Here is a 24,817-nt window from a genome sequence, read left to right as displayed (position 1 = left end):
TTCTAGCGTCCGCTCGTCACGACCTCGCGGCGCGGCCGATAGAACCGCCCAGGTTGCAGAGAGGACCCTCCCGCCCTGCCCGGCTCGCCGGGCCTGGGGCGGCGACGCATCCGGTCCTCGCGGAGGAGGAAACCCATGAACCTGTCCACCCTGCTGCTGCAGCGCGCCTCCGCCGGGCGGCCGGTCCGCGTCGGCCTGATCGGCGCCGGCAAGTTCGGCTCCATGGTGCTCGCCCAGGCGCAGCGCATCGAGGGCCTGCACGTCGTCGGCATCGCCGACCTGAACGTCGGGCGCACCCGCGACGCGCTCGCGCGCGTCGGCTGGCCGGAGGAGCGCTACGCCGCCCCGTCGCTCGGCGATGCCGTGCGCACGGGCCGGACCTGCGTGCTGGACGATGCGGGCGCGCTCAGCGCCTGCGACGAGATCGAGTGCATCATCGAGGCGACGGGGCATCCCATCGCGGGCATCCGGCACGGGCTGCAGGCGATCGAGGCCGGCAAGCACGTCGTCATGGTCAACGTCGAGGCCGACGTGCTCTGCGGCCCGCTGCTGGCCGAGCGGGCACGCCAGAAGGGCGTGGTCTACAGCATGGCCTACGGCGACCAGCCCGCCATCATCTGCGAACTCGTGGACTGGGCGCGCGCCTGCGGCTTCGAGCTGACCTCGGCCGGCAAGGGCATGAACTTCGAGCCGCGCTACCGCTACTCCACCCCCGACACCGTCTGGGGCTTCTTCGGCTGGTCCGAGGAGGAGGTACGCAAGGGCGATTTCAACCCCAAGATGTACAACTCCTTCACGGACGGCACCAAGGCGGCGATCGAGATGGCGGCGGTCGCCAACGGGACCGGGCTCGACTGCCCGGAGGACGGCCTCGCCTTCCCGCCGGCCGGCCTGCACGACCTCGCCCGCGTGTTCCGCCCGGTGGCGGATGGCGGCCGCCTGCCCCGCAGCGGCCTCGTCGACATCGCGGCGAGCCAGGAGCCGGACGGGCGCGAGGTGTTCAACAACATCCGCTACGGGGTCTTCGTCACCTTCAGGGCGACGAGCGAGTACACCCGGGCCTGCTTCCGCCAGTACGGCCTGCTCACCGACCCGTCCGGCTGGTACGGCTCGATGTGGCGGCCCTTCCACATGATCGGGCTGGAGACGAGCGTGAGCGTGCTCTCGGCGGTGCTGCGCGGCGAGCCCACCGGCTGCTCGAAGGAGTTCCGCGGCGACGCGGTGGCGACGGCCAAGCGCGACCTGAAGCCCGGCGAGATGCTCGACGGCGAGGGCGGCTACGCGGTCTGGGCGAATGCGATCCCGGCCGCCAAGAGCGTGCGCCTCGGTGCGCTGCCGATCGGGCTCGCCCACAACGTCAGGCTCAAGCGGCCGGTCGGCAAGGACGAGGTGGTGCGCGTCGACGACGTGGAACTGGAGAACGACCTCGACGTGGTGGCCCTGCGCCGCCGGATGGAGGAGGCGGTCCGGCAGGATCCCTCGCAGCAGCCCCCGCAGGCCGCCTGAACGGTCCCGCGCGCCCTCCCCGTCTTCCGCCCCGGATCCACGCGAGGCCTCCGCATGTCCGACCCGCGTCCCTTCGTGGTCATCGCCGAGTTCGAGGTCAGGCCCGGCTGCCTCGACGCCTTTCTCGCCCTCGCGCACGAGGATGCCCGCGCCTCGGTCGCGCTCGAGCCGGGCTGCCGCCGCTTCGACGTCGCGGTCGGCACGGACGAGCGGACCGTCGTGTTCTACGAGGTCTACGCCGACCGCGCCGCGTTCGACGCGCATCTCGCCACGCCGCACCTCGCGCGGTTCCGGGATGGGTTCCCGGCCCTGGTCGCGGCGGAGCGTCCGGTGCGGATCCTGAGCCGGACCTGCTCCGGCGAGGACAGCCCCTGATGAGCCCGGCCACGATCGGCTTTCTCGGCACCGGCCTGATGGGCGCGCCGATGGCGCGCCACCTCTGCCGGGCCGGCCATGCGGTCCGGGTCTGGAACCGCACCTCCGGCAAGGCGGCGGCTCTCGCGGCCGAGGGCGCGCGGATCGCAGGCGACCCGCGCGAGGCCGCGCGCGGGGCCGACGCCGTGATCTGCATGGTGAGTTCCGGCCCGGTGAGCGACGAGGTCCTGCTCGGGCCGGAGGGCGCGCTCGCCGCCATGCGGCCCGGCAGCGTGCTCGCGGTGATGAGTTCGATCCCGGTCGGGACGGCGCGGCGGCAGGCGGAGATCGCGGCGGCCTCGGGGGTCGGCTACGTCGATGCCCCGGTCTCGGGCGGCGAGGCCGGCGCGGTCGCCGGGGCGCTCGCCATCATGGCGGGCGGCAGCCCCGAGGCCTTCGCGCAGCTCCGCCCGATCCTCGCCGCGATGGGACGGCCGACCCATGTCGGCCCGGCCGGCAGCGGGCAACTCGCCAAGCTCGCCAACCAGGCCATCGTGGCCTCGACCCTCGTGACGGTGGCCGAGGCGATCACCTTCGTGGCGCGCGGCGGGGCCGACCCGGCGAAGGTGCGCGAGGCCCTCCTCGGCGGCTTCGCCGATTCGACGATCCTGCGGCAGCACGCGCCGCGGATGATCGAGCGCAACTTCACGCCCGGCGGTCCGGCCAAGTACCAGCTCAAGGACACGGGCACGGCCCTCGCGCACGCCGCCGCGCTCGGCCTGACCCTCCCGGTGCTGTCGCTGGTCGACCGCCTGTTCGCGGACCTGATCGAGAGCGGGGACGGCGACCTCGATCACAGCGCGATCATTCGCACGCTCTGGCGCCGCAACGATCCGGCTGCCGGACCGGCGCCGCAGGCGCACGCGGCCTCGGCCGCATCCTGACCGGCGTGGGCCCCGGGGCGGGCGACGACGCGTGCGAAAGCGCACGCCGCACGCCGTCGCAGACCCGGCCACGGCAGTCAGCGCTTGACTGTGCAGCGCGACATTGACCGTCTGTTCATTCGCATGCGCGAAGGTCGCCCGACGACCCCGCGCCGACACACAGGATTGGAGGCCTTCGATGCGGCCTGCACTGCTCATCGCAGCTGCTAGCGTGCTCATGAGCTCCGCAGCGGTTGCACAGGTGCAAACGACGGCAGCTCTCCCTGCGCCGGTATCCCAGTCTCCCGGCCCCCGCGCGGACGGGGAGGAGTTTTACGGGCATCCGTACGACATCCCGGCGGATCCCTACGGGCTTGAGCCGCTGCGGAAGAAGGCGAAGGCGGCCCACAGCTCGTTGCCGTCGGCCCAGCGGCCGGTGGGCAGCCGGTAGCGCCCGGGCGCGATCACCGTCCCGACGCCGACGACGGAGGTCGAGGGTCCAATGCGGAACAAAGATCACGCGGCCCCATGAACCTCCGACCCTCGCCGTTCGTTCGTAGACGGGCGAGCAGGGAGCCGTGCCGATGGGTGTCATGGACAGGACTTGGCGGCCGGGGCGCATCGTCGCGATGGGCACGCACGGACTGGCCCGGTACGCGGTCATGAGCAACGGCGACACGATCTGGTGGGGCTCCGAGGAGGAGGTCCCCGACCAGGTGGCTCTGGCGGCCTGGGCGACGCAGGCCGATGCCGCACGCGTGCGGGCCTCCGGGGCGAAGAAGCCCGAGACGGCCTGATTCCCACGCAAGGACAACTCGGGCCGCCGCCCCGCCGGCAGCGTTCCGGCGGGAGATTCCTGCCGGTCCGCGTTTCGGCCAGGGAGGACACCATGCCGGACATCCACCCATCGTCGGCCGAGCCGTTCGAGCAGGGACGGCACGCGCGCTATCGCGGCGATCCCGAGACCGCCAATCCCCATCCGGCCGGCTCCGAGCAGCATGCCAAGTGGCTGGAGGGATACCGATACCCGGATGGCCGCGGGGCGGAACGGGACGGCGAGGCGATCGGGACCAGGGGCTGAGGATCCGGAGCGGTGCCATCCAGGACGGGCGGCCCGTCCCTCGGGCAGACCCTCCGTACGGGCCGGACACGGGTCGCTTTGCCCGGGGCGTGAGGCCTCCCGAGGAGGATCGGGCCGGTGCCGCTCCGGGCCGATGCGGAGATCCCTGCGCGCGGCCGGGCGCGCCGGCGAGGCCGGCCGCGACAACGGCCGACGACCGGAATGTCCGTGCACGGCAAGTGATTCCACCATCGCCGGCCGGCTTGATGCTCCGGCACGGCCTGTGCCGTGCGCCACCGCTCCGACGAATCAAATGGCAATACTCGTATCCCTGGATGTGATACGGACGATTTTTGGGGGTTCGAGAATGAAGAACGTCGTCAAGACAGAATCGACTTTTGGAACGATTCTGTGTGGGCTGGTTATGGCAGTGGTCTCGTTCGGGTGCGCCGAGGCGCGGCCGCGATCGAGCGGGCCTGACGCCGCCGCCGCGTCCCAGCCGGCGAGCGACGGGAAGGCCTCGCCGGAGGCGCAGGAACGGCGCCGGAAGGCGGCCTTCGAGGCGGAGGCCGCCAAGCGGGAAACGGCCGACAGGATCCGCATGAAGCGCCTGGACCGCCTCTCGAACTCGATCTGCACCGGATGTGGTGGTCCTGCCGTGCCCTTCGATCCGACCGGAGGGAAGCCGTCTCTCCAGAAGCCTCGACCGCCGGCCCAGGCCCGCTGAGGGGCTTCTCGGGGCTGGCCCGGCGACCGGCGCGCCGCAGGCCCTCGGCCAAACGGGGCCGATCGTCGGCGGCAGCCGCAGCGAGGCCCGGGTTGCGCTGGTGGTCCCGGGCGTTCGCCGCGCATCCCGCATACCTGGCCTGGGGCGTGCGGCGGCCGGGTTCTAGCTGCCCGGGGTCCAGTCGATCGCGGGCCGCTGCGACAGCATGCGGTCGAGGTAGTTCGCGACGGCCTGCGCGCCGTCCGCGTGCATCATGGCGATGGGATGCGCCAGATAGGCCCGCGCCAGATCGCGCGGGATCGTTCCCGCCTGGAGCGCGTCCAGCACCTCGTCGATGAAGGCGTCCGTCGCGTCGTTGAAGTCGTTCGAGAGCTTCTTGCGGTCGTTGAGAGCCTTGATCGCCATGACGCCCTTCATCCTCTGCCGGCCCTGGTGAGGCCCTGCGGGTTGCGCGACATGCCGTCGCTCCAAGTCCAACGCCCTCGCCCGTCGACTGCTTCCGAAGGGCCAGAAACGACGAAGCCGCCCGCAGGCGGCTCTCTCGTCAGTCGTTGTGTCTGGTTGGGAAACTGGAGCGGGCGAAGGGATTCGAACCCTCGACCCCAACCTTGGCAAGGTTGTGCTCTACCCCTGAGCTACACCCGCTCTCGTGCCGGGCGATCCACCGTGGCGGCGCCGACGGGCCGGGATAAACACCATTCCGGCGGCGGGCGCAAGGGGTGCGGCGCGGCTTTTTCGGCGGCGGCTACCAATGGGTCGCGGGGGGCAGGCCGCGGGTGATCTCGGCCAGGCGCGCGCGGGTCGCCCGGGTGGTCTCGGGCGGCAGGGCGTCGAGGGGAAAGAAGCCGGCCTCGGCGATCTCCCGGTCGGGGACCTTCGCGGCCCGCACCGTGAAGGTGCGGGCGACGTAGAGCACCACGTGGTCGCGGCGGGAGGCGAGCGTGTTGAAATAGACCCCGTGCAGGCGCGCCGCCCCGGGGTCGATCAGCACCTCGGCCTCCTCCTGGAACTCGCGGGTCAGCGCGTCGAGCGCGGTCTCGCCGGGCTCGACGCCGCCGCCCGGCAGGTGCCAGCCGTCCACGTAGGTGTGGCGGATCAGGCAGACGCGGTTCTGCCCGTCGATCGCCGCGCCGCGCACGCCGAGCGTCATGCCGCGCGTGACGCGCCAGACGAGGTGGGCGCCCCGCATCAGCAGGCGCTGCGCGCGCGTCACGCCACCTCCAGGCGGATCTCGCCCACGCCCTCGATCGCCGCGACCATCGTCTGCCCGCGGGCCACCGCGCCGACGCCCTCGGGCGTGCCGGCGAAGATCACGTCGCCGGGCTCCAGGGCGAAGAAGGCCGACAGGTAGGCGATCTGCTCGGCCACGGACCAGATCATGTCGGAGAGGTCGCCCGACTGGCGCGGCTCGCCGTCCACCGTGAGGGTGATCGCCCCGCGGGACGGATGCCCGATCAGCGCGGCCGGCCGCAGCACGCCCACCGGCCCGGAGGCGTCCGCCGCCTTGCCGAGTTCCCAGGGGCGGCGCAGGCTCTTGGCCTCGTCCTGCAGGTCGCGGCGGGTCATATCGAGGCCGACCGCGTAGCCGTAGACGTGGTCGAGGGCGCTCTCGGCCGGGATGTCGCGCCCGCCGCGGCCCAGCGCCACCACCAGCTCCACCTCGTGGTGGTAGTTCGCGGTCCGGGGCGGATAGGGATGGGTCACGGTCTCGCCGTCCGGCACGATCTGCAGGGCGTCGGCCGGCTTCATGAAGAAGAAGGGCGGCTCGCGGGTCGGGTCGGCGCCCATCTCGCGGGCATGGGCGGCGTAGTTGCGGCCGACGCAGTAGACGCGCCGCACGGGGAACAAGTCCGCGGTGCCCTGGATCGGCAGGGCGATGCGCGGCGGGTTCGGGATCACGGAGAGCATGGATTCTCGGTCTCGGCGGGGCCGCCCGCGCCTTGCACCGAGGGCCTTCGGGGAAGGCGCCTTGGGAAAGCGGAGGCGAATCGCTATCTAGAGGCCGCTTCCCCGGGATGCCATCCTGCCGGATGCCATGCCGGCTCATCCCGCCCCCGGTTCGATGCCCGATCCCGCCCCTGCCCTCCTCGATGCCCTGGCGGCGCGCCTGGGTTCCGCCCATGTGCTGCGCGCCCCCGACGACATGGCGCCCCACCTCGCCGAGACCCGCGGCCTCTACCGGGGCCGGGCGCTGGCGGTGGTGCGCCCGGCCGACACCGCCGAGGTCGCCGCCGTGGTGCGCGCCTGCGCCGAGGCGGGCGTGCCGGTGGTGGCGCAGGGCGGCAACACCGGCCTCGTCGGCGGCGGCGTGCCGTTCGGCGGCCTCGTGCTGTCGCTCGCCCGTCTCGACCGGGTGCGGGCGGTCGATCCGGCAAACGCCACCCTGACGGTGGAGGCGGGCTGCATCCTCGCCCGGGTGCAGGAGGCGGCGGAGGCCGCGGGCCTGCTGTTTCCGCTCTCGCTCGCCTCCGAGGGCTCCTGCCGCATCGGCGGCAACCTCTCGACCAATGCCGGCGGCACCGCGGTGCTCGCCTACGGCAACGCCCGCGACCTCGTGCTCGGGCTGGAGGTGGTGCTGGCCGACGGGCGGGTCTGGAACGGCCTCAAGGCCCTGCGCAAGGACAATGCGGGCTACGACCTCAAGCACCTGTTCATCGGCTCGGAGGGCACGCTCGGCATCATCACGGCGGCAGTGCTGAAGCTCCATCCCCGCCCCGCCTCCACGGCGACCGCCTTCGTGGGGCTCGCCTCCGCGCAGGCCGCGCTCGCCCTGTTCACGCGGCTGCGGGACCGGGCCGGGGGGCGGCTCACCGCCTTCGAGTACATTCCGCCCTTCGGGCTCGACATCGTGCTGCGCCACGCCCCCGGCGCCGTGAGGCCGCTCGACGGCGACCACGGCGCCTATGCGCTCGTCGAGGTCTCGGCCGAGACGCCGGAGGCCGGCCCGGCCCTGGAGGCCCTGCTCGGCGACGCGCTGGAGGACGGGCTCGCCGAGGACGCCGTCGTCGCCCGCAGCGCCGCGCAGGGGCGTGCCCTGTGGCGGCTGCGCGAGAGCCTGTCGGATGTGCAGCGCCGGGAGGGCGCCTCGATCAAGCACGACGTCTCGGTGCCGGTCTCGCGCACCGCCGCCTTCCTGGAGCGCGCGACCGCCGCCTGCGAGGCGGAGCTGCCGGGGGTGCGGGTCTGCGCCTTCGGGCATCTCGGCGACGGCAACATCCACTTCAACCTGAGCCAGCCGGTGGGCATGGAGGCGGCGGCCTTCCTGGCGCTGTGGCCGCGCTTCAACCGCATCGTCCACGACATCGTGCATGCGATGAACGGCTCGATCGCCGCCGAGCACGGGGTCGGGCTGATCAAGCGCGACGAACTCCCGCGCTATGCGGACCCGGTCGCCCTCGACCTGATGCGCCGCCTCAAGCAGGCGCTCGACCCGCAGGGCCTCCTCAACCCCGGCAAGGTGGTGGCCGTGGGCGAGGCTCCGGGAGGGGTCGACGCAGCGGTCGGCCCTTCGTTCGGGTGACGCCCGGGCCCCGGTCCGCGTCAGAAGGCCTTCGGCAATCCGGCATCCGTCCGCGTTCCGAGGGCCGCCGCGGAGGTTCCCGATCCGGGGCGCGGGCGCAACGGGATCCGCGCGAGAGCCCCGAGCCGTGACATCAGGGCCGGGCTGCCCCGCCCCGAACCATCTTGCAGGATTCCGCCCGCTTGCTAGCTCAGGGCATTCCTCCTCGCGGAGAACGGCATGAACGCGCGTCCCGACGCCCGCGACTTCGCGGCCCCTCTGAAGTTCGGCATCGGCCAGCCGGTCCCGCGATCCGAGGATCCGGTGCTGGTGCGGGGCGAAGGCCGCTACACCGACGACCTCGCCCTCGACAACCAAGCCTACGCGGTGTTCGTGCGCAGCCCGGTGGCGCACGGGATCGTGCGCGGCCTCGACGCGGACGCGGCCCGCGCCATGCCGGGCGTGCTCGGGATCTTCTCGGCGCAGGATCTCGACGGCTACGGCGGCATCGGCAACGCGCTGGGCTTCACCAACCAGGACGGCTCGCCGATGCGCAAGCCGCCCCAGCCCTCCTTCGCCACGGCCAAGGTGCGCTACGTCGGCGAACCCGTCGCGGTGGTGGTGGCCGAGACGGCCGCGCTCGCCCGCGACGCAGCGGAAGCCGTCATCCTCGACATCGCGGATCTGCCCGTGGTCACGACCCCCGAGGAGGCGGCCGCCCCCGGGGCGCCGCTCCTCCACGACGACGTGCCGGGCAACCTCGCCCTCGACTACCGCACCGGCGATGCCGCCGCCACCGAGGCCGCCTTCGCGCGGGCCGCGCACGTCACGACGCTGGCCCTCGACAACAACCGCCTCGTCATCAACCCGATGGAGCCGCGCTCCGCCATCGGCGTCTACGAGCCGGAAGGCCAGCGCTACACGCTGCATGTCGGCTCGCAGGGCGTCTTCGGCCTGCGCAACGGGCTGGCGGACGGGGTGCTCAAGGTGCCCCGCGACACCGTGCGGGTGCTCACCGGTAATGTCGGCGGCTCCTTCGGCATGAAGGCGCCGGTCTATCCCGAATACCTGCCGCTCCTGCACGCCGCCAAGGTGCTCGGGCGGCCCGTGAAGTGGACCGATCTGCGCTCAGAGAGCTTCCTGTCCGACCACCACGGGCGCGACGTCGCGGTGACGGCGGACCTCGCGCTCGATGCCGAGGGGCGCTTCCTCGCCTTCCGGGTGCGGGGCCTCGCCAATATGGGCGCCTACCTCAACCCGCTGGCGCCGCTGTTCCAGACCCAGAACATCGCCCGCAACATGGTGGGGGTCTACCGCACCCCGGCCTACGACGTGGCGATGGCCTGCCTGTTCACCAACACCACGCCGATCGGCGCCTACCGGGGGGCGGGCCGGCCCGAGGGCAACTACTTCATCGAGCGCCTGATCGACACCGCCGCCGCCGAGACCGGCCGCGACCGCGTGGCCCTGCGCCGCCTCAACCACATCCGCCCGCAGGACATGCCCTACGCCGCCCCCTCGGGACTGACCTACGACAGCGGCGACTTCCCGGCCGTGCTGGACCGCGCGCTCGCTGCCGCCGACTGGGATGGCTTCCCGGCGCGCCGGGCCGAGAGCGAGGCCCGCGGCCTGCTGCGCGGCATCGGCATCGGCAACTATCTGGAGATCACCGCCCCGCCGCAGAACGAGATGGGCGGCATCCGCTTCGAGGCCGACGGCACGGTCACGATCGTCACCGGCACCCTCGATTACGGCCAGGGCCACGCCACGCCCTTCGCGCAGGTGCTGCACGAGCGGCTCGGCATCCCGCACGACCGCATCCGCCTGCTCCAGGGCGACAGCGACCAGCTCATCGCGGGCGGCGGCACCGGCGGCTCGAAGTCGCTGATGGCGAGCGGTGCCGCCATCGTCGAGGCGGGCGACCTCGTGATCGAGAAGGGGCGGCTCGCCGCCGCCTGCGTGCTGGAGGCCGGGCCCGCCGACATCGCGTTCCAGGACGGGCGCTTCGTCATCGCCGGCACCGACCGGGGCATCGGGCTCCTGGAGCTGGCCGCGCGGGTGCGCGAGGGGCTGCCCGACCCGCAGGCGCCGACGAGCCTCGACGTCGCCCACATCCACAAGGAGTCGCCCTCGGCCTTCCCGAACGGCTGCCACGTCGCCGAGGTCGAGGTCGATCCCGAGACCGGGGTCGCCGCCGTGGTGCGCTACACCACGGTCAATGATTTCGGCACGATCGTGAACCCGCTCCTCGTCGAGGGGCAGCTCCACGGCGGCGTGGTCCAGGGAATCGGGCAGGCCCTGATGGAGCGCACGGCCTACGACGACCAGGGCCAGCTCGTGACCGGCTCCTTCATGGATTACTGCCTGCCGCGGGCCACGGACGCGCCGCCCATGGGCTTCGAGAGCCACCCCGTGCCGGCCACCACCAACCCGCTCGGCGTGAAGGGCTGCGGCGAGGCCGGCTGCGCGGGCTCGCTGCCCTCGGTGATGAACGCGCTCGTCGACGCCCTGCGGTCGCGCGGCGTCACCCACATCAACATGCCGGCGACGCCCCGGGCGATCTGGGCGGCCCTGCGGGAGGCGGCCTCCGAGGAGGCGGCCTCCAAGGAGGCGGACGGGCGATGAGCGGGCCCGTCACCCTCGCGGCCCGCGCCCGCGTCGACACCCCGCAGGCGAGCCGCTACCTCACGCAGCTCTGCAAGCACTGGAGCCACAAGTTCCCGGAGACGCAGTTCGGCCCCGAGCGCGGCGCGGTGCCGTTCGGCGAGGGACGCTCCGCCACCTTCGAGGCGGATGCCGAGGGCCTCACCCTCACGGTCACGGCCCCCGACCTCGCGGCGCTGACGCGGCTCGAAGGCGTGGTGGCCGAGCACCTCGCCCGCTTCGCTGTCCGGGAGAATCTCGGCGGGCTCGCCTGGACGCGGCTGGCGTGACGGGCTGAAGCGCATGGGCGAAGCGTGCTACGCCGTTCCAGAGGAGACATGCCGATGAACGCCCACGCCCCCTTGAGCGCCACCCAGGACGCCCGCCTCGACCGGCTCGCCGAGGTGGCGGTGCGGGTCGGGCTCGGGCTGCAGCCCGGCCAGGAACTGGTGATGACCGCGCCGCTCGAAGCGCTCGGGCTCGCGCGCCGCATCACCGCCAAGGCCTACGCGGCCGGGGCCTCCCTGGTCACCACCCTGTTCTCCGACGATCAGGCGACGCTCGCCCGCTTCGCGCACGCCCCCGACGCGGCCTTCGACCACGCCGCGGGCTGGCTCTACGAGGGCATGGCGAGCGCCTTCCGCAACGGCGCGGCGCGGCTCGCCATCGTGGGCGACGATCCCTCGCTGCTCGCCGGCCAGGACGCCCAGAAGGTGGCGCGCGCCAACCGCGCCCGCTCGAAGGCCTACATGCCGGCCCTCGACCTGATCGCGAACTTCGCCATCAACTGGACCATCGTCTCGGCCGCGACCCCGGCCTGGGCGCGCACCGTCTTCCCGGACCTGCCCGAGGAGGAGGCGGTGGCCCGCCTCTGGGACGCGATCTTCGCCGCCTCCCGGGTCGACGGCGAGGATCCGGTCGCCGCCTGGGCGGCCCACAATGCGGGCTTGCGCCACCGCACGGCCATGCTCAACGCCCGGCGCTTCGCGGCCCTGCGCTTCCGCGGCCCCGGCACCGACCTGACGGTGGGGCTCGCCGACGACCACGAATGGTGCGGCGGCGCGGCGCCGGCCCGCAACGGCATCGTCTGCAACGCCAACATCCCGACCGAGGAGGTCTTCACCACACCCCACCGCCTGCGGGTGGACGGCGTGGTGGCGGCGACCAAGCCCCTCTCCTACCAGGGCACGCTCATCACCGACATCGCGGTGCGCTTCGAGGCCGGCCGCATCGTCGCGGCGAGCGCCCGCACCGGCGAGGACGTGCTCGCCAAGGTGCTCGACACCGACGAAGGCGCGCGCCGCCTCGGCGAGGTCGCGCTGGTGCCCGCCTCCTCGCCCATCTCCGCCTCGGGGCTCCTGTTCTACAACACCCTCTACGACGAGAACGCCGCCAGCCACATCGCGCTCGGCCAAGCCTACAGCAAGTGCTTTCGCGATGGCGGTCGCGACTTCAGCGAGGACGACCTCGCGGCGCGGGGCGCCAACCGCAGCCTGATCCACATCGACTGGATGATCGGCTCGGCCGCGATCGACGTGGACGGCCTGACGGCGGAGGGCGAGGCCGTGCCGGTGATGCGCCGGGGCGAGTGGGTCGACTGAGGCGGCGGGCCTACAACCCGGGTCCCTTGGCGGCCCCCAGGATGCGTCCGGGGCCGCCGTGCTCGGCCTGGAGCACCAGCACGTAGGAATCCGCATCCGCGGCCAGCACGCTGCGGGGCACCTCGAACCGGGCGGCGGATCCGTCCCACGAGCCGACATGGTGCATGCCGCGCACCACGTTGCGATAGGTCACGGTCTTGCCCCGGTTCTCGCCGCGGCCGATCACCACCTCGCGGGCGCGCACCACCGGCAGCAGCCAGAGTTCGGCCTTGCGGCCGTGATCGGACAGCGCCCCGACCTCGATCCGGATGCGGTCGGCCACCACGTCGCTGCGGATCGGCACCGGCAGGCTCTCGGCGGTGCCGGGGTCGCGGATCGAGTGCTCCAGGGCGGCCCGGTCGGAGCCCACCACCGCGGCGGCCCCGTTGACCACCGCCTGCGGGGTGTAGACCTGCCGGTCCCCGCGCTGGCCCGCATAGGCGCGCTGGCGCTCCGTGAAGGCCGCGTGGGCGAGCGTGTCCTTCCAGCCGAGATAGTCCCAGTAGGTCACCGGCAGGCTCAGGGCGATCACGCCCGGATCGCGCGCGAGGTCGCCGATGATGCGGTCGGCGGGCGGGCAGGCCGAGCAGCCCTGGCTGGTGAAGAGCTCCACCACCGCCCGGGGCGCCTCGCCCGCGCGGGCCGTGCAGGCGAGGCCCGGCAGGAGGAGGGCCGCGAGGAGCCGGCGGGACACAGCGCACGTCATGGCGCGCATCAACACCCGCCGGCCGGGCTGACGGAAGTCACGTTAGCTTGAGCCCCGGGGTGCGGCCCGGCGGGCGAAGCCGTCTTCGGCAGCATCGCCGGGCGCCAGCGCCGGTGCATCCACATCCACTGGGCGGGATGCTCGCGCACCCAGGCCTCGATCACCCGGGTCATCGCCTGCATGGCGCCCTGGACGTCGACGGCCCCGGAGGCGTCCCGCGGCAGGTCGAGGGCGGGCGTGAGTTCGAGCCGGAAGCGGTCGCCGGGCAGCCGGATCACCCGCACCCCGTGCACCGGGCACTCGTAGTGCCGGGCGAGCTTGGCCAGCAGCGGATTCACCAGCACCGGCCGGCCGAAGAACTCGACCACCACCCCGCGGGTGAAGTGCTGGTCGACGAGCATCCCGAGATGCCCGCCGCGCTCGATCACGCCCTGCATGGCGAAGGCGGCCCCCGGCCCGGCCGCGGTGAGGCCGCCCATCGTGGCGCGGCGCACCTCCTGCACCAGCCGCTTGGCGGCCGGGTTGTTCGGCGGGCGGAAGACGGCGCTCGCCTGGAGGCCGAAGCGGGCGGCGCAGATCGCCGGCAGCTCCCAGTTGGCGAGGTGCGCCGAGAAGATCAGGCCAGGCTTGCCGTCGTCGCGCAGCCCGAAGAAGTGCTCGATGCCCGAGACCTCGATCCGCCCCGGCACGGTCGCGGCGGGGTCGTAGTCGAAGATCTCGCCGAGATGGGCGTATTCGGCGCCGGTGCGGCCGAGATTTTCCCAGGCGCCGCGCGCGAGGGCGGCGATCGCCTCGGGCGAGCGGTCCGGGAAAGCGTGCCGCAGGTTGTCGAGGGCGGTGCGGTGCGCGGGCAGGCGCGGCCCGAGCGTGCGCCCGAGCCACGCCCCGAACCCGCCCGCGCGGCGCGGCCCGAGCAGGCTCGCGATGCCAAACAGCATGCGCACGAGCAGCACCATCGGGAGTTCGGCGAGGCCGGAGAGGAAACGGTACAGCCTCAGCTTCAGGCGCAGCACGGCGGTCTCGCGGGTGTGGGACGGGGCCGGAAGGCTATTCGCCCGGCAGGCCGGAGGCCCGTCATAGTGTTGCGAGCGGCGCGGCGGAAGCCCGTCCTCACAGGGTGGCGATGATCTTGCCGAACACCTGCCGCGATTCGAGCCGCGCCAGCCCCTCCGCGAAGGCGTGGAGCGGCAGCACGGTGTCGATCACCGGCGACATCCCGGCCGCCATCTTGTCGAGGCTCTGGCGGATGTTCTCGATCCGGCAGCCGAAGGAGCCGGTGATGCGGTACTGCTGCTGGAAGAGCTGCATCAGGTTCATGGTGGCCGACACGCCCGAGGTCGAGCCGCAGGTGACGAGCCGCCCGCCGCGCTTGAGGCAGAGGAGCGAGCCGTTCCAGGTCTCAGGCCCGACATGCTCGAACACCACGTCGACGCCGCGGCGCTTGGTGAGGCGCCGCACCTCGCCCTCGAAGCGCTCGGTGCGGTAGTTGATGACGTGGTCGGCCCCGAGCCGACGGGCCTTCTCGCCCTTGGCGTCGTCGCCCACGGTCGTGAAGACCGTGCACCCGATCGCCTTCGCCATCTTGATCGCCGTGGTGCCGATGCCCGAGCCGCCCGCATGGACCAGCACGGTCTCGCCGGGTTCGAGCCGCGCGTTGTCGAACAGCATGTGCTGCACGGTGCCGAAGGCGACCGGCGCGCAGGCCGCCTGCTCGGGGGCGACGCCCGCCGGCACCCGCACCACGAGGCGGGCCGGCATGGTCACCCGCTCGCGCGCGAAGCCGTCGATGTGGAAGCCCATCACCCCGCCCACTTCCTCGCAGAGGTTGTCGCGGCCCTCGCGGCAGGCGCGGCAGCGCCCGCAGGTCATCGCCCCGTAGAGCGCGACGGGATCGCCGACCGCCAGGCCCTCGACGCCCTCGCCGAGCGCCGCGACCTCGCCCGCCGCCTCGGCGCCGACCGTGAGGGGCAGCTTGCGCTTGGCGAAGGCCATGCCGCGGAAGCCCCAGACGTCGATGAAGTTGAGGCCGACCGCCCGCACCCGCACCTGCACCTCCCCGGGGCCGGGCGGAGGCGGCGGCGCGACCTCGGTCAGGCGCAGGTCGCGGTCGCCGAAGATCTGGAGGGCTTGCATGGACTCGCTCAGGCTCGTGGTGCGGGATCGCCCGCTGGCATCAGAATGTGGCCGAGGCGGGATGCGAGGGCGTCCCGGTCGGTCGCCGCCATCGTGCCGAGCCTCCCGCCGACGACGGAGGCGGGCAGCGTGAACAGCTTCCAGCGGACCACCGAGGGCGTGCGCAGGCCCGCGCGCGCGAGATCCAGAATCGCATGGTCGCTCGGCCACCGGCTCCCGGCCCCGGTCGTGATCATGGCGGCGATCACGTGCCCGTCGTTGAAGGCGCGATCGGACAGAACCAGGACGGGGCGCGGCTTGCGCAGCGGGAGGTCGACGAACGGGAACAGCGCCTTGAGCACGTCCCAACGCTCAAAGCCCGTCATAGGCCTGCGCGTCTTCCGGGCTGTTCCATTCGTCCAGGGTCATCGACAGGGACAGCAGGTACGGATCGACCTGCCCCCGTCCGGGCTCCGCCTCGACCGGCACCTCCTCGCCGCGCCGCCTCCGGCGCAGGGCGGCCCAGGCCGGCGCGTCGGAGGGATCGACCTCGAGGTCGAGCGGCGCGCCTCCCGCCTGATCGGGACGCTTGCGGAACCGGATGGCCTCTCCGGCGACCCTCAGCCGGATCGCCGCGTCGTCCGGAAGGGCGAGGATACGCGCGACGAGAGCGGGGTCGTCGAGCGATCGTCCCGCCAGCAACGCTTCGTCACGGAGGATCATCCGGCCCATCTCTCGTCCCGTGTCGCTCTCGTGCCGTGTCGGGGGCGCCGCCGAGCCGGCCCGCATCCGTTCAGGAGACTCACTCCGGCGCAAGATACCGGCGGCGCGCCCAGCCCACCAGCCGGCCGTACTTGACCCGGCACCATGTCCGCCCGCTCGGGGTCTCGTTGGTGCAGCCGAAGCCGCGCAGGCGCGCGTCCCAGGGCACGCGGCCGACCTGGGGCGACTCGGCATCCGGCAATTCGCGGATGCTGAGCGAATCGCCCGGCGGCACGTCGTCGACCCGGAACGCGGATTGGCCGAGCGCCGGCCCCGCCGCCAGGACCAGCAGGGGGAGCGCACAGCGCGCGGCCGTCACGGGGAGTCTCGTCATGGATCAGCCGCGGTGGACGCCCATCATCGCGGTGAGGCCGCCGTCCACCGGCAGCACCGCGCCCGTGATGTAGGCGGCCCCCGGCCCCATCAGGAAGGCCACCAGCGCCGCCACGTCGCCGGGTGCGGCGAAGCGCCCGGCCGGGATCTGCTTCTCCATCGCGGCGCGATGGGCCGCGTAGGGGGCCATCATGGCGGTGTCGATGAAGCCCGGCGCCACCACGTTGACGGTGACGCCCCGCCGCGCCGATTCGATCGCCAGCGTGCGGCAATAGCTGATCAGCGCGCCCTTGCTGGCCGCGTAGGCCGCGTTGCCGGGATTGGCCCGCAGGGCCGCCACCGAGCCGATCGCCACGATGCGCCCGGCCTTCGCCCGGGTCATCGGCCGCACCAGCGCCTTGGCGAGGCGCGTCAGCGACCAGAAGTTCACCTGCATGGCCGCCTCGGCCCGGTCCTGGTCGAGGATGGCCGCCAGCGTGTCGTAGGACTGGCCGGCATTGTGGACGAGGCCGTAATAGCCCGCCTCGGCGGCGGCCTCGCAGAAGGCATCGAGGGCCGTGCGGTCGGCGAGGTCGAGGGGCAGCGCGCGCACGCGCCGCGCCGGATGCGCCTCGGCACACTCCGCCACCAGCGCCTCCGCCTCCTCGCCGGAGGCGCGGACCGTGAAGTCGACGTCGTGGCCCGCCTGCGCCAGCGCCCGCACGATGGCGGCCCCGAGGCCCCGGGCGCCGCCCGTGACGAGGACGGGGGCGCTCACGCCGGCTCCGCCGCGAAGACCAGGCAGGTGTTCTGCCCGCCGAAGCCGAAGGAGTTCGACAGGACCGTGCGCACCGGCAGGTCGCGGGCCTCCGTCACCACGTCGAGGGGGATCGCCGGGTCCGGCACCGCGTAGTTGAGGGTCGGCGGCACGCGGCCATGCGCGAGCGTGAGGAGCGAGAACGCCGCCTCGACGGCGCCGGCCGCCGTCAGCGTGTGGCCGATCATCGACTTGTTGGAGGAGATCGGCACCGCGCGCATGCGCTCGCCCAGCACCGCGAGGCAGCCCAGCGCCTCCATCTTGTCGTTCTCGGGCGTTCCGGTGCCGTGGGCGTTCACGGTGTCGATCCGGTCGGGGGTGAGCCCGGCATCGTCGAGCGCGCCCTGGATCGCCGCGATGATCGGGGCGCCGTCGGGGCTGGAGCGGGTGCGGTGGAAGCCGTCCCCCTTCTCGCCGCAGCCGAGCACGTAGCCGAGGATCCTCGCCCCGCGGGCCCGGGCGGCCGCGGCATCCTCCAGCACCAGGGCGGCCGCGCCCTCGCCCATCACGAAGCCGTCGCGGTTCTTGGCGAAGGGCTTGGCCGCGGCCTCCGGCGGGTCGTTCTGGGTCGAGAGGGCGGAGAGGAGCGAGAAGCGGATCAGCGATTCCGGGTTCACCGACCCGTCGGTGCCGATGCAGAGCGCGGCGCTCATCTCGCCGCGGCGGATCGCCTCGACGCCGAGCTGGATCGCGGTCGCCCCCGACGAGCAGGCGGTGGAGAGCGAGATCGGCGAGCCGCGGGTGCCGAAGCGGTCGGCGATGCGGTCGGCCACCGTCCCGAAGATGAAGAGGTCGTGCCAGTCGTCGAAGCGCCGGGTCGCGGCGGCGCGCAGGAGATCCGCGTAGGTCACCTCGCCGGCCGTCCCGGCCGCCTCCGCCAGCGCCGCCTCCGCCAGGGCCTGGCGCTGGGGCCACTCCATCTCCACCGGCGGCACCGCGATGAACAGCGCGCCCGGGAAGCCGGACCCGAGCCCCGCCTGCCCCACCGCCTCCTCGGCGGCCGCGGCGGCGAAGCGCTCCGACAGGACCGGCGCCACCATCGGCTCGGCCTTGAGGAAATCGACCGTGCCGGCGATGCGGGTGCGCAGGCCCGTGGTCGGGAAGCGCGTGATCGCGTGGATGCCGGAGCGGCCCGCGGTGAGCGCCGCCCAGTTGTCGGCCGCGCCCTGCCCCAGCGAGGTGACGACGCCGAGGCCGGTGACGGCGACGAGGGGCCGCCCCTTGGCGTCGCGGATGGGGGACGTCATGCGGCCTCCGTGGCGGGCAGGATGCGCAGCACGCCCTCGCCGCGGCGGTGCCCGACCGCCGTCACGGCGACCTCGCGGGCGGCGCCGGCGGCCACCAGGGCGGCCGCGAGCGCGGCGCCGAAGGGCGCTGTCGCCTCCAGCGTGTGGCCGGTGAGGTCGCCGAGCGCACTCCGCCGCGCCCCGGGCGCGAGGCTGTCGAGCGCCTGCGCCTCCTCGGCCGTGATGCCGGCGCAGCCCGTGGCCCCGGAGATCACGGCGTCCGGGGCGGCGAGCCCGGCTTGGCGCCAGAGCGCCGCGAGGCTCTCGCGCGTGCGGCCGGGGGCGCGCGCCGTGCGATCGCTCGCCACGCCCGCGAGGCGGGCGATGGCGGCCGCGCCCCGGGCGCGGGCCTGCTCGGCCGCCTCCAGCACCAGGAAGGCGGCGCCCGAGCCGAGGATGAAGCCGGGCGCGTCCGCGCGCGCGAAGACCGGGGCGTAACCGGGCTTGCGCAGATAGCCGCCCATCTCGTGGACGAGGAGCACGTCCGCCCGCTCGGCATTGTAGGAGCCGCCGACGAGCACGCTGTCGACCTGGCCCGCGGCGATGCGCGCCTGGGCGATGCGCAAGGCGTCGACCCCGCTCGATTCCTCGCCCATGAAGGTGCGCGAGGCCCCCGTCACCCCGTGCACGATGGCGATGTTGCCCGCGAGCAGGTTGGAGAGCTGGGCCAGGAACAGCGTCGGGCGCAGGTCGTTCAGCAGCCGCTCGTTGAGGAAGGCGCCCGGATCCGCCGCCTGCCGCAGGCCGGAGAGGATCTGCCCGTCCACCGCGTAGTCGCGCTCGCCCCCGCCCGCCGCCACGATGAGGTGCATGGCGCCCTTCAGGGCCGCATCGCCCTTGAGGCCCGCCGCGTCGAGGGCGAGGCCCGCCGCGTAGACGCCGAGGCGCTGCCACGGCTCCATCTGGCGCTGGTCGGCCTTCTTGGGGATCTGCCCATCGAGGACGAGGGGCGCCACCGGGTGCACCGGCCAGGGCGCGAAGGTCTCGGCGTCGGTGCGGGGCGGCCCGCCCGCCTCCAGGGCGGCGAGGTGCGCCGCCACGCCCTCGCCCGCGGCCGAGACGAGCCCGAGGCCCGTGATGACCACCGCGCGCGCGCTCACCGTCCCGTCTCCGCCAAGCCCGTCTCCGCCAAGCCCGTCTCCGCCAATCCCGGCTGCGCCAATCCCGGCTGCGCCAAGCCCGCCTCCAAGCCCGCCTGCGGCAGGCCCTCCTCGGTCAGCAGGCCGATCGTGGCCGCGCGCTCGCGCATCGGCCCGTCGAGGCCGGCCGGGAACGGCATGGTCTTGAAGCGCAGCTCCGCGTTGCAGAGCGGCTTGCCCTCGGCCCGGATGGCCGCCTTGGTGACGGCGTAGCCCGAGCCGTCGTGCTCCAGGCTCGCCTCGACGTCGAGTTCCGCGCCCGGCCCCACGAAGGAGCGGAAGCGCGCCTTGTCGACGCCCATCAGGAACGGCATGTGGCTGAAGCCGCAGCGGGCGAGCAGCAGGTAGCCGGAGGCCTGCGCCATCGTCTCGGTGAGGAGCACGCCGGGCACCAGCGGATGGCCGGGGAAGTGTCCCTCGAAGACCGGGCTCTCGCGCGGCACCACGGCGCGCGCGCGCAGGGTGCCGGCCGCGCGGTCGAGGCCCACCACCCGGTCGATCATCTCGAAATATTCGAGGCGCATGGCGGAGTGTGGCCGCCGCCTAGACCTTAGCGGCCTTCTCGGCCACCAGGGCGTCGATGCGGGCGCAGAGGTTCTTCAGGACGAAGTACTCCTCGGCCGGCACCTTGCCCTCGTTGACCTCCTGGGTCCATTGCTCGAGCGGCAGCTTGATGCCGAACGCCTTGTCGATCGCGAAGGCGATGTCGAGGAAGGCGAGGCTGTCGATGCCGAGATCGTCGATCGCGTGGCTCTCCGGCGTGATCGTGTCGCGCGGGATGTCGGCCGTCTCGGCGATGATGTCGGCAACGCGGTCGAAGGTGTCGGACATGGGCGTGCAGCCGCTTTCGTGATGTGGTCAGGCTCGCCCACGCGACCTTACGGACCTCCGCCCGAGCCCCCGGTCGCGGGCCGCCCGCAAGGCGGCTTCGAGCTGTCAGGTTTCCATTCGCCGAATCGGGAGACCCGCTCGCGCGGCATTCCCCCGGTCGAGCGGTCCGCATACACGAGGGGGCATCCGCGGGCAACCGCATCACCCGGGACCGGACTCCATGGACATGACGCGCGACACCCGCCCGGCGGGTCCCCCCGACCGCTCGCACGCCGCGGCCCGGGTGGCGCTGGTGCTGGGGCTCGTCGCCCTCGGGCTCTGGACCCTGCACGGCTTCCTGCCGGCGCTCGCCTGGGGCGCCATCCTGGCGCTCGCGCTCTGGCCGCTCTACGCCCGCTTCGTCCGGCGCGTCCCGCCCGGGCGCCACAACGTCGTGGGGCCGGCCCTGTTCACGCTCGGCGTGGCGCTGGTGGTGCTGGTGCCGCTCGCCCTCGTCGCCGTGCAGGCCGCCCGCGAGGCGCGCGAGGTGCTGCAGTTCTGGCGCGAGATCGAGCAGTCGGGCTGGCCGGTGCCCGAGATCGTGAACCGGCTCCCGTTCGGCGCCGAGGCCGTGGCGGCGTGGTGGCGGGACACCCTCGCCCACCCGGCGGGCGCCTCCGAGTGGCTGCACCACCTCGACAACGGCGCGCTCGTCGGCGTCGGGCGCAGCGTCGGCACGCAGGTGGCGCACCGGGCGATGCTGTTCGGCTTCACCCTGCTGACCCTGTTCTTCCTGTTCCGGGACGGGCCGGCCCTGGCCGCGCAGGGCCTGACGGCCTGCCGCCGGCTTTTTGGCCCGCGCGGCGAGCGCGTGGCGCGCCAGATGGCCGCCTCCGTGCACGGCACCGTGGACGGGCTGGTGCTGGTCGGCCTCGGCGAGGGTGTTCTGCTCGGCCTCGTCTACGTCGTCGCGGGCGTGCCGCACCCGGTGCTGCTCGGCGCCCTGACGGCGTTCGCCGCGATGATTCCCTTCGCGGCCCCCGTCGCCTTCGGGATCGCGGCCCTGCTGGTCGCCCTGAAGGGCAGCCTCGTGGCCGCCGGCGCGGTGGTGGCCGCCGGCCTCCTCGTCACCTTCCTGGCCGACCACCTCGTGCGCCCGGCCCTGATCGGCGGCGCGGCCGGCCTGCCCTTCCTGTGGGTGCTGCTCGGCATCCTCGGCGGGGTGGAGAGCTTCGGGCTCCTCGGTCTCTTCCTGGGGCCGGCCGTGATGGCGGCCCTGGTGCTGCTGTGGCGGGACTACACGCAGGAGGAGCCCGCCCCGGCGCCCGCCCTGGTGGACGGGCACGGCGGCGCCCTCTCCCGCTCGGGTTAGGGCCGCGGGACATCCGGCTCGGCCAAGTCGAGGGCGGTGTCGAGGGCGGTCCTCACCCTGCGGCGGTTACTCCCTCCAGCGCAGGGCCTCGATCAGCGCCCGCAGCGCGGGCGTGGCCTGTCGGCCCGGGTGGTAGAGGTGATAGCCCGGGAAGGGCAGGCACCACTCGTCCAGCACCTGGACGAGGCGCCCCGCCGCCACGTCGGCGGCGACGTCCTCCTCCAGCATGTAGCCGAGCCCGACGCCCGCGCGCACCGCCGCGCCCGCCAGCGCTCCGTCGTTGACGACGAGCTGGCCGCCGGGGCGCACGCGCAGCTCGCGACCGTCCCGCGCAAATTCCCACGGCAGAAGGCCGCCTCCGCCGACGAGGCGATAGGCGACGCAGTTGTGCCCCTCCAGGTCGGCGGGGGTCCTCGGGTGGGGGCGGCGCGCGAAATAGCCTGGTGTCCCGACCACGACCGTGCGCAGATCCGGCCCGACGCGCACCGCCAGCATGTCGCGCTCCACCGCCTCGCCGAAGCGGATACCGGCATCGAAGCCCGCCTCGACGATGTCGACCAGCCGGTCGTCGATGATCACCTCGACCGAGACGGCCGGGTGATCGACGAGGAAGCGCGGGAGCGCCGCGTCCAGGACGCTGCGCGCCGCCGACAGGAAGGTCGTCAGCCGGATCGTGCCGGAGGGCTCTCCGCGCCAGTCGGCGAGCGCCGCAAGCCCGCGCGCGACTTCCGCCAGCGCCGGGTCGAGCGAGCGCAGCAGCCGCTCGCCCGCGGGCGTCAGGGCGACGCTGCGCGTGGTCCGCGCGAGAAGCCGGACGCCGAGCCGCGTCTCCAGGCCGCGCATGGCGTGGCTGAGGGCGGAGGGCGACAGGCCGAGTTCCGCCGCCGCGCGCGTGAAGCTGCGCGCGCGGGCCACCGCTGCGAAGGCCGCGAGATCGTCGAGCGTACCGCGCCGCATTCCTGAGCCTCGCTCACAAGCGCTTACCACCGATCACGGCTAATCCTCGGCGAAGGGTCGCGCTATCCCAAGCCTCCCCCGTGAGGACATGCAAGAATGGATCTGTCGCATTATCGCCCGCTCGGCCGCTCCGGCCTCGGCGTCAGCCCCCTGGCGCTCGGCACCATGACCTTCGGCACGGCGCGCTGGGGCCTGGACGAGGCCGGCAGCCGGGCCGTGTTCGACGCCTATGTCGAGCGGGGCGGCAATTTCGTCGACACGGCGAACCTGTACGCCGACGGGGAGAGCGAGGCGATGATCGGCCGTTTCCTCACGGAGCGGTCCCTGCGCGACCGGATCGTCCTCGCGACCAAGTCGGGCTTCGCGACGGGCACCGGGCCGCACGCGGGCGGCAACGGCGCCAAGCACGTCCATGCCGCGCTCGACGCGTCCCTCCGCCGATTGCGGACCGACACCATCGATCTCTACTGGCTGCACGTCTGGGACGGCATCACGCCGGCCGAAGAACTGCTGGAGACGATGGCCGGGCTCGTGCGGACGGGCAAGATCCGCTACTGGGGCGTGTCGAACACGCCCGCGTGGTACGTCGCCACGCTCGCCGCGCTCGCCGCCGCGCACGGCCTGCCGGGGCCGATCGCCCTCCAGTACTTCTATTCCCTCGTGAGCCGGGAGGTGGAGGACGAGCACGTCCCGCTCGCGGCGGAGTTCCGGCTGGGGATGGTGCCGTGGTCGCCGCTGGCCTACGGGCTGCTCACGGGGAAATACGACCGCGCCGCCGTGGAAGCCGCGCCGCCGCGGCAGGCCGGCCTGCCGAACGATGCGGCGCGGGGGCGCGAGGCGCGGTCGTCCGACGACCGGCGGCTCGACGGCGCCAACCCGTTCGGCGACAGCCTGTTCACCCCGCGCAACTGGGACATCGTCGCGGCGGTGCGCCGGGTGGCGGAGGCGATCGGGCAGCCGCCGGCGCGCGTCGCCCTGGCCTGGGTGGTGGGCCGGCCGGGCGTGGCCTCGACCCTGATGGGCGTCAGCCGCCCGGCGCAGGTCGCCGACAACGTGGCCGCCCTCGATCTCCGGCTCTCGGCCGAGCATCGCGCCGCCCTCGACGCGGCCAGCGCTCCGGCCGAGCCGCGCCTGATCTACGCCCTGACGCGACCGCCGCTGCGCCAGCAGGTCGTGTTCGGCGGCGCCCAGGTTCAGACGCCGCCGCACTGACCAGCAGGTCGGCCGGAGCGCCCCGCCTGTGGCACATTCGGGCTGCGGCGCCCATGACGGCCCCCCGGCCGCGGCGCTGAGCGCCTCATCCCATCCTGGAGACCCCGCTGTGCCCTCCTCCGACCTCCCGCCGGGCGTCGCGTCCCGCCTCGCCGCCCTCGGCCTGACCCTGCCGCCGGTGCCCTCGCCGCGCGGCGCCTTCCTGCCCTTCTCGCGCAGCGGCGCCACGGTCTGGCTCGCCGGCCAGATCTGCGAATGGGACGGCGAGGTGCGCTGTGCCGGCCCGCTCGGGGCGGCGCAGGATCTCGCGGCCGGGCAGCGGGCGGCGGAACTCTGCGCCCTCAACCTTCTGGCCGCGCTCAGCCTCGCCCTCGACGGCGACCTCGACCGGGTGGTGCGCTGCCACCGCCTCGGCGGCTTCGTGCAGGTGGTGCCGGGCTGGCCGGACGTGCCGAAGGTGATCAACGGCGCCTCCGACCTGATGGCGGCCCTGTTCGGCGAGGCCGGCCGCCACGCCCGCACCTCGGTCGGAGTCGCGAGCCTGCCGGCCAATGCCAGCGTCGAGGTGGACGGGATCTTCGAGGTGCGCTGAGGCGCGCCTCACGCGTCCTCGTCGGCCGGCTCCAGCGTCGCCCGGACGGTGGCGAGCACGCGCCGGGCGATCTCGGAATCGGGGTCGTCGCGGGTGAGCGCGTCCTCCAGCATCGCCAGATAGCCCTGCAACTCGTGCCGGTAGTGGTCGGAATCGATCCCGCGCAGGATCCGGGCGAGGAAGCCGATCGCCATCTGCAGCCCGACCTGCTTGGCCGCCACGTCGGCCTGCGCCTCGGAGAGCCGCCCGATCATCTCGCCGTGATTCGCCGACAGGACGGTGAGGCCGTTGATCTTGTCGTCCAGGGTCATGGCGTCCTCACCTGAGCCGGCGCGTGCGGCGGCCCGAAGCAGCGCCGCCACGAGGAAGGGCCTCTCCCCGGCCGGGG

Annotated in this window: 28 protein-coding genes, 1 tRNA gene and 1 pseudogene; 12 read left to right on the top strand and 18 right to left on the bottom strand. The window is 73.6% G+C overall.

From position 1 onward, the window contains the following. Window positions 1–135 precede the first annotated feature (135 nt). From MFF61_RS21405 to MFF61_RS21385, 5 genes are all read left to right on the top strand, one after another. Window positions 136–1,506, top strand: a complete 1,371-nt coding sequence (locus MFF61_RS21405; RefSeq protein WP_238238194.1) for an NAD(P)H-dependent oxidoreductase — start codon at window positions 136–138, stop codon at window positions 1,504–1,506. Between the two features lie 54 nt (window positions 1,507–1,560). Beyond that, window positions 1,561–1,881, top strand: a complete 321-nt coding sequence (locus tag MFF61_RS21400) for a putative quinol monooxygenase (protein WP_238238191.1) — start codon at window positions 1,561–1,563, stop codon at window positions 1,879–1,881. After that, on the top strand, window positions 1,881–2,804 hold the full coding sequence (locus MFF61_RS21395) for an NAD(P)-dependent oxidoreductase (protein ID WP_238238189.1): 924 nt from the start codon (window positions 1,881–1,883) through the stop codon (window positions 2,802–2,804). The genes MFF61_RS21400 and MFF61_RS21395 overlap by 1 nt, the downstream gene beginning before the upstream one ends. 563 nt (window positions 2,805–3,367) lie before the next feature. Beyond that, on the top strand, window positions 3,368–3,580 hold the full coding sequence (locus tag MFF61_RS21390; protein ID WP_238238186.1) for a hypothetical protein: 213 nt from the start codon (window positions 3,368–3,370) through the stop codon (window positions 3,578–3,580). A gap of 92 nt (window positions 3,581–3,672) precedes the next feature. Continuing rightward, window positions 3,673–3,864, top strand: a complete 192-nt coding sequence (locus MFF61_RS21385) for a hypothetical protein (RefSeq protein ID WP_238238183.1) — start codon at window positions 3,673–3,675, stop codon at window positions 3,862–3,864. 288 nt (window positions 3,865–4,152) lie between these two features. Here MFF61_RS21385 and MFF61_RS21380 read toward each other — a convergent pair whose 3' ends face one another. From MFF61_RS21380 to MFF61_RS21360, 5 genes are all read right to left on the bottom strand, one after another. Then, window positions 4,153–4,482: a hypothetical protein gene (locus MFF61_RS21380; RefSeq protein ID WP_238238181.1), complete on the bottom strand. Its 330-nt coding sequence runs from the start codon at window positions 4,480–4,482 to the stop codon at window positions 4,153–4,155. A gap of 250 nt (window positions 4,483–4,732) precedes the next feature. Continuing rightward, window positions 4,733–4,975: a hypothetical protein gene (locus tag MFF61_RS21375; RefSeq protein WP_238238170.1), complete on the bottom strand. Its 243-nt coding sequence runs from the start codon at window positions 4,973–4,975 to the stop codon at window positions 4,733–4,735. 165 nt (window positions 4,976–5,140) lie between these two features. Then, a tRNA-Gly gene (locus MFF61_RS21370) sits at window positions 5,141–5,215 on the bottom strand. A 100-nt stretch (window positions 5,216–5,315) separates the two neighbouring features. Beyond that, entirely contained in the window at window positions 5,316–5,759 is a 444-nt protein-coding gene (locus tag MFF61_RS21365) for an NUDIX domain-containing protein (protein ID WP_238238270.1), read from the bottom strand. Window positions 5,760–5,779: 20 nt separating this feature from the next. Then, window positions 5,780–6,478 (bottom strand): fumarylacetoacetate hydrolase family protein, encoded by a 699-nt coding sequence (locus MFF61_RS21360; protein ID WP_238238168.1) that lies wholly within the window; start codon window positions 6,476–6,478, stop codon window positions 5,780–5,782. A gap of 154 nt (window positions 6,479–6,632) precedes the next feature. Between MFF61_RS21360 and MFF61_RS21355 the strand changes: the two genes are divergently transcribed. From MFF61_RS21355 to MFF61_RS21340, 4 genes are all read left to right on the top strand, one after another. Beyond that, a complete protein-coding gene (locus MFF61_RS21355; RefSeq protein ID WP_238238267.1) occupies window positions 6,633–8,090 on the top strand; it encodes an FAD-binding oxidoreductase in 1,458 nt (485 codons plus the stop codon). Window positions 8,091–8,309: 219 nt separating this feature from the next. Next, entirely contained in the window at window positions 8,310–10,694 is a 2,385-nt protein-coding gene (locus MFF61_RS21350; RefSeq protein WP_238238166.1) for a xanthine dehydrogenase family protein molybdopterin-binding subunit, read from the top strand. Continuing rightward, window positions 10,691–11,002: a DUF2218 domain-containing protein gene (locus MFF61_RS21345; protein WP_238238163.1), complete on the top strand. Its 312-nt coding sequence runs from the start codon at window positions 10,691–10,693 to the stop codon at window positions 11,000–11,002. The genes MFF61_RS21350 and MFF61_RS21345 overlap by 4 nt, the downstream gene beginning before the upstream one ends. Before the next feature lie 54 nt (window positions 11,003–11,056). Next, window positions 11,057–12,313 carry an aminopeptidase gene (locus MFF61_RS21340; protein ID WP_238238160.1) on the top strand — a complete coding sequence of 419 codons (1,257 nt, stop codon included), beginning with the start codon at window positions 11,057–11,059 and terminating at the stop codon, window positions 12,311–12,313. 10 nt (window positions 12,314–12,323) lie between these two features. Here MFF61_RS21340 and MFF61_RS21335 read toward each other — a convergent pair whose 3' ends face one another. From MFF61_RS21335 to MFF61_RS21285, 11 genes and pseudogenes are all read right to left on the bottom strand, one after another. Next, window positions 12,324–13,058: a DUF1223 domain-containing protein gene (locus MFF61_RS21335; RefSeq protein ID WP_238238157.1), complete on the bottom strand. Its 735-nt coding sequence runs from the start codon at window positions 13,056–13,058 to the stop codon at window positions 12,324–12,326. An 8-nt stretch (window positions 13,059–13,066) separates the two neighbouring features. Further along, window positions 13,067–14,071, bottom strand: a complete 1,005-nt coding sequence (locus MFF61_RS21330; RefSeq protein WP_238238154.1) for a lipid A biosynthesis lauroyl acyltransferase — start codon at window positions 14,069–14,071, stop codon at window positions 13,067–13,069. A gap of 97 nt (window positions 14,072–14,168) precedes the next feature. After that, window positions 14,169–15,191, bottom strand: a complete 1,023-nt coding sequence (locus tag MFF61_RS21325; protein WP_238238152.1) for a zinc-binding dehydrogenase — start codon at window positions 15,189–15,191, stop codon at window positions 14,169–14,171. An 8-nt stretch (window positions 15,192–15,199) separates the two neighbouring features. Then, a complete protein-coding gene (locus MFF61_RS21320; RefSeq protein WP_238238141.1) occupies window positions 15,200–15,556 on the bottom strand; it encodes a type II toxin-antitoxin system PemK/MazF family toxin in 357 nt (118 codons plus the stop codon). Then, the gene (locus MFF61_RS21315; protein ID WP_238238139.1) at window positions 15,543–15,902 is read right to left on the bottom strand and encodes a hypothetical protein; all 360 of its coding nucleotides are present in this window, start codon (window positions 15,900–15,902) and stop codon (window positions 15,543–15,545) included. The genes MFF61_RS21320 and MFF61_RS21315 overlap by 14 nt, the downstream gene beginning before the upstream one ends. Before the next feature lie 70 nt (window positions 15,903–15,972). Further along, window positions 15,973–16,266 (bottom strand): SH3 domain-containing protein, encoded by a 294-nt coding sequence (locus tag MFF61_RS21310; protein ID WP_238238128.1) that lies wholly within the window; start codon window positions 16,264–16,266, stop codon window positions 15,973–15,975. 3 nt (window positions 16,267–16,269) lie between these two features. Beyond that, complete coding sequence (locus tag MFF61_RS21305) at window positions 16,270–17,022, bottom strand: SDR family oxidoreductase (protein WP_238238126.1); 753 nt, start codon at window positions 17,020–17,022, stop codon at window positions 16,270–16,272. Then, window positions 17,019–18,308, bottom strand: coding sequence for a beta-ketoacyl-ACP synthase (locus tag MFF61_RS21300; RefSeq protein ID WP_238238124.1), 1,290 nt, complete (start codon window positions 18,306–18,308; stop codon window positions 17,019–17,021). Before MFF61_RS21300 ends, MFF61_RS21305 begins: the two co-directional genes overlap by 4 nt. After that, window positions 18,305–19,447: a beta-ketoacyl-ACP synthase gene (locus MFF61_RS21295; protein ID WP_238238113.1), complete on the bottom strand. Its 1,143-nt coding sequence runs from the start codon at window positions 19,445–19,447 to the stop codon at window positions 18,305–18,307. Before MFF61_RS21295 ends, MFF61_RS21300 begins: the two co-directional genes overlap by 4 nt. Before the next feature lie 116 nt (window positions 19,448–19,563). Continuing rightward, a pseudogene (locus MFF61_RS21290) lies at window positions 19,564–20,010 on the bottom strand (3-hydroxyacyl-ACP dehydratase FabZ family protein); the annotation flags it as partial. Between the two features lie 19 nt (window positions 20,011–20,029). After that, window positions 20,030–20,317 (bottom strand): acyl carrier protein, encoded by a 288-nt coding sequence (locus MFF61_RS21285; protein WP_238238112.1) that lies wholly within the window; start codon window positions 20,315–20,317, stop codon window positions 20,030–20,032. Between the two features lie 220 nt (window positions 20,318–20,537). Between MFF61_RS21285 and MFF61_RS21280 the strand changes: the two genes are divergently transcribed. Further along, a complete protein-coding gene (locus MFF61_RS21280; RefSeq protein ID WP_373324776.1) occupies window positions 20,538–21,668 on the top strand; it encodes an AI-2E family transporter in 1,131 nt (376 codons plus the stop codon). Window positions 21,669–21,734: 66 nt separating this feature from the next. Here MFF61_RS21280 and MFF61_RS21275 read toward each other — a convergent pair whose 3' ends face one another. Beyond that, entirely contained in the window at window positions 21,735–22,625 is an 891-nt protein-coding gene (locus MFF61_RS21275; protein WP_238238104.1) for a LysR family transcriptional regulator, read from the bottom strand. A gap of 96 nt (window positions 22,626–22,721) precedes the next feature. Between MFF61_RS21275 and MFF61_RS21270 the strand changes: the two genes are divergently transcribed. Both MFF61_RS21270 and MFF61_RS21265 read left to right on the top strand, forming a co-directional pair. Then, window positions 22,722–23,837 carry an aldo/keto reductase gene (locus tag MFF61_RS21270; RefSeq protein ID WP_238238102.1) on the top strand — a complete coding sequence of 372 codons (1,116 nt, stop codon included), beginning with the start codon at window positions 22,722–22,724 and terminating at the stop codon, window positions 23,835–23,837. Window positions 23,838–23,946: 109 nt separating this feature from the next. Beyond that, a complete protein-coding gene (locus tag MFF61_RS21265) occupies window positions 23,947–24,429 on the top strand; it encodes a RidA family protein (RefSeq protein WP_238238098.1) in 483 nt (160 codons plus the stop codon). A gap of 8 nt (window positions 24,430–24,437) precedes the next feature. On the opposite strand, the gene MFF61_RS21260 is transcribed toward MFF61_RS21265, so the two are convergent. Continuing rightward, a partial coding sequence (locus MFF61_RS21260) for a hypothetical protein (RefSeq protein WP_238238086.1) occupies window positions 24,438–24,817 on the bottom strand: 380 nt, incomplete at its 5' end.

The sequence above is a fragment of the Methylobacterium isbiliense genome (assembly GCF_022179325.1).
In the GTDB taxonomy this organism is placed as follows: domain Bacteria; phylum Pseudomonadota; class Alphaproteobacteria; order Rhizobiales; family Beijerinckiaceae; genus Methylobacterium; species Methylobacterium isbiliense.
The sequence above is the reverse complement of the archived record's forward strand: the minus strand, read 5'-3'. Positions and strand labels throughout refer to the sequence as shown.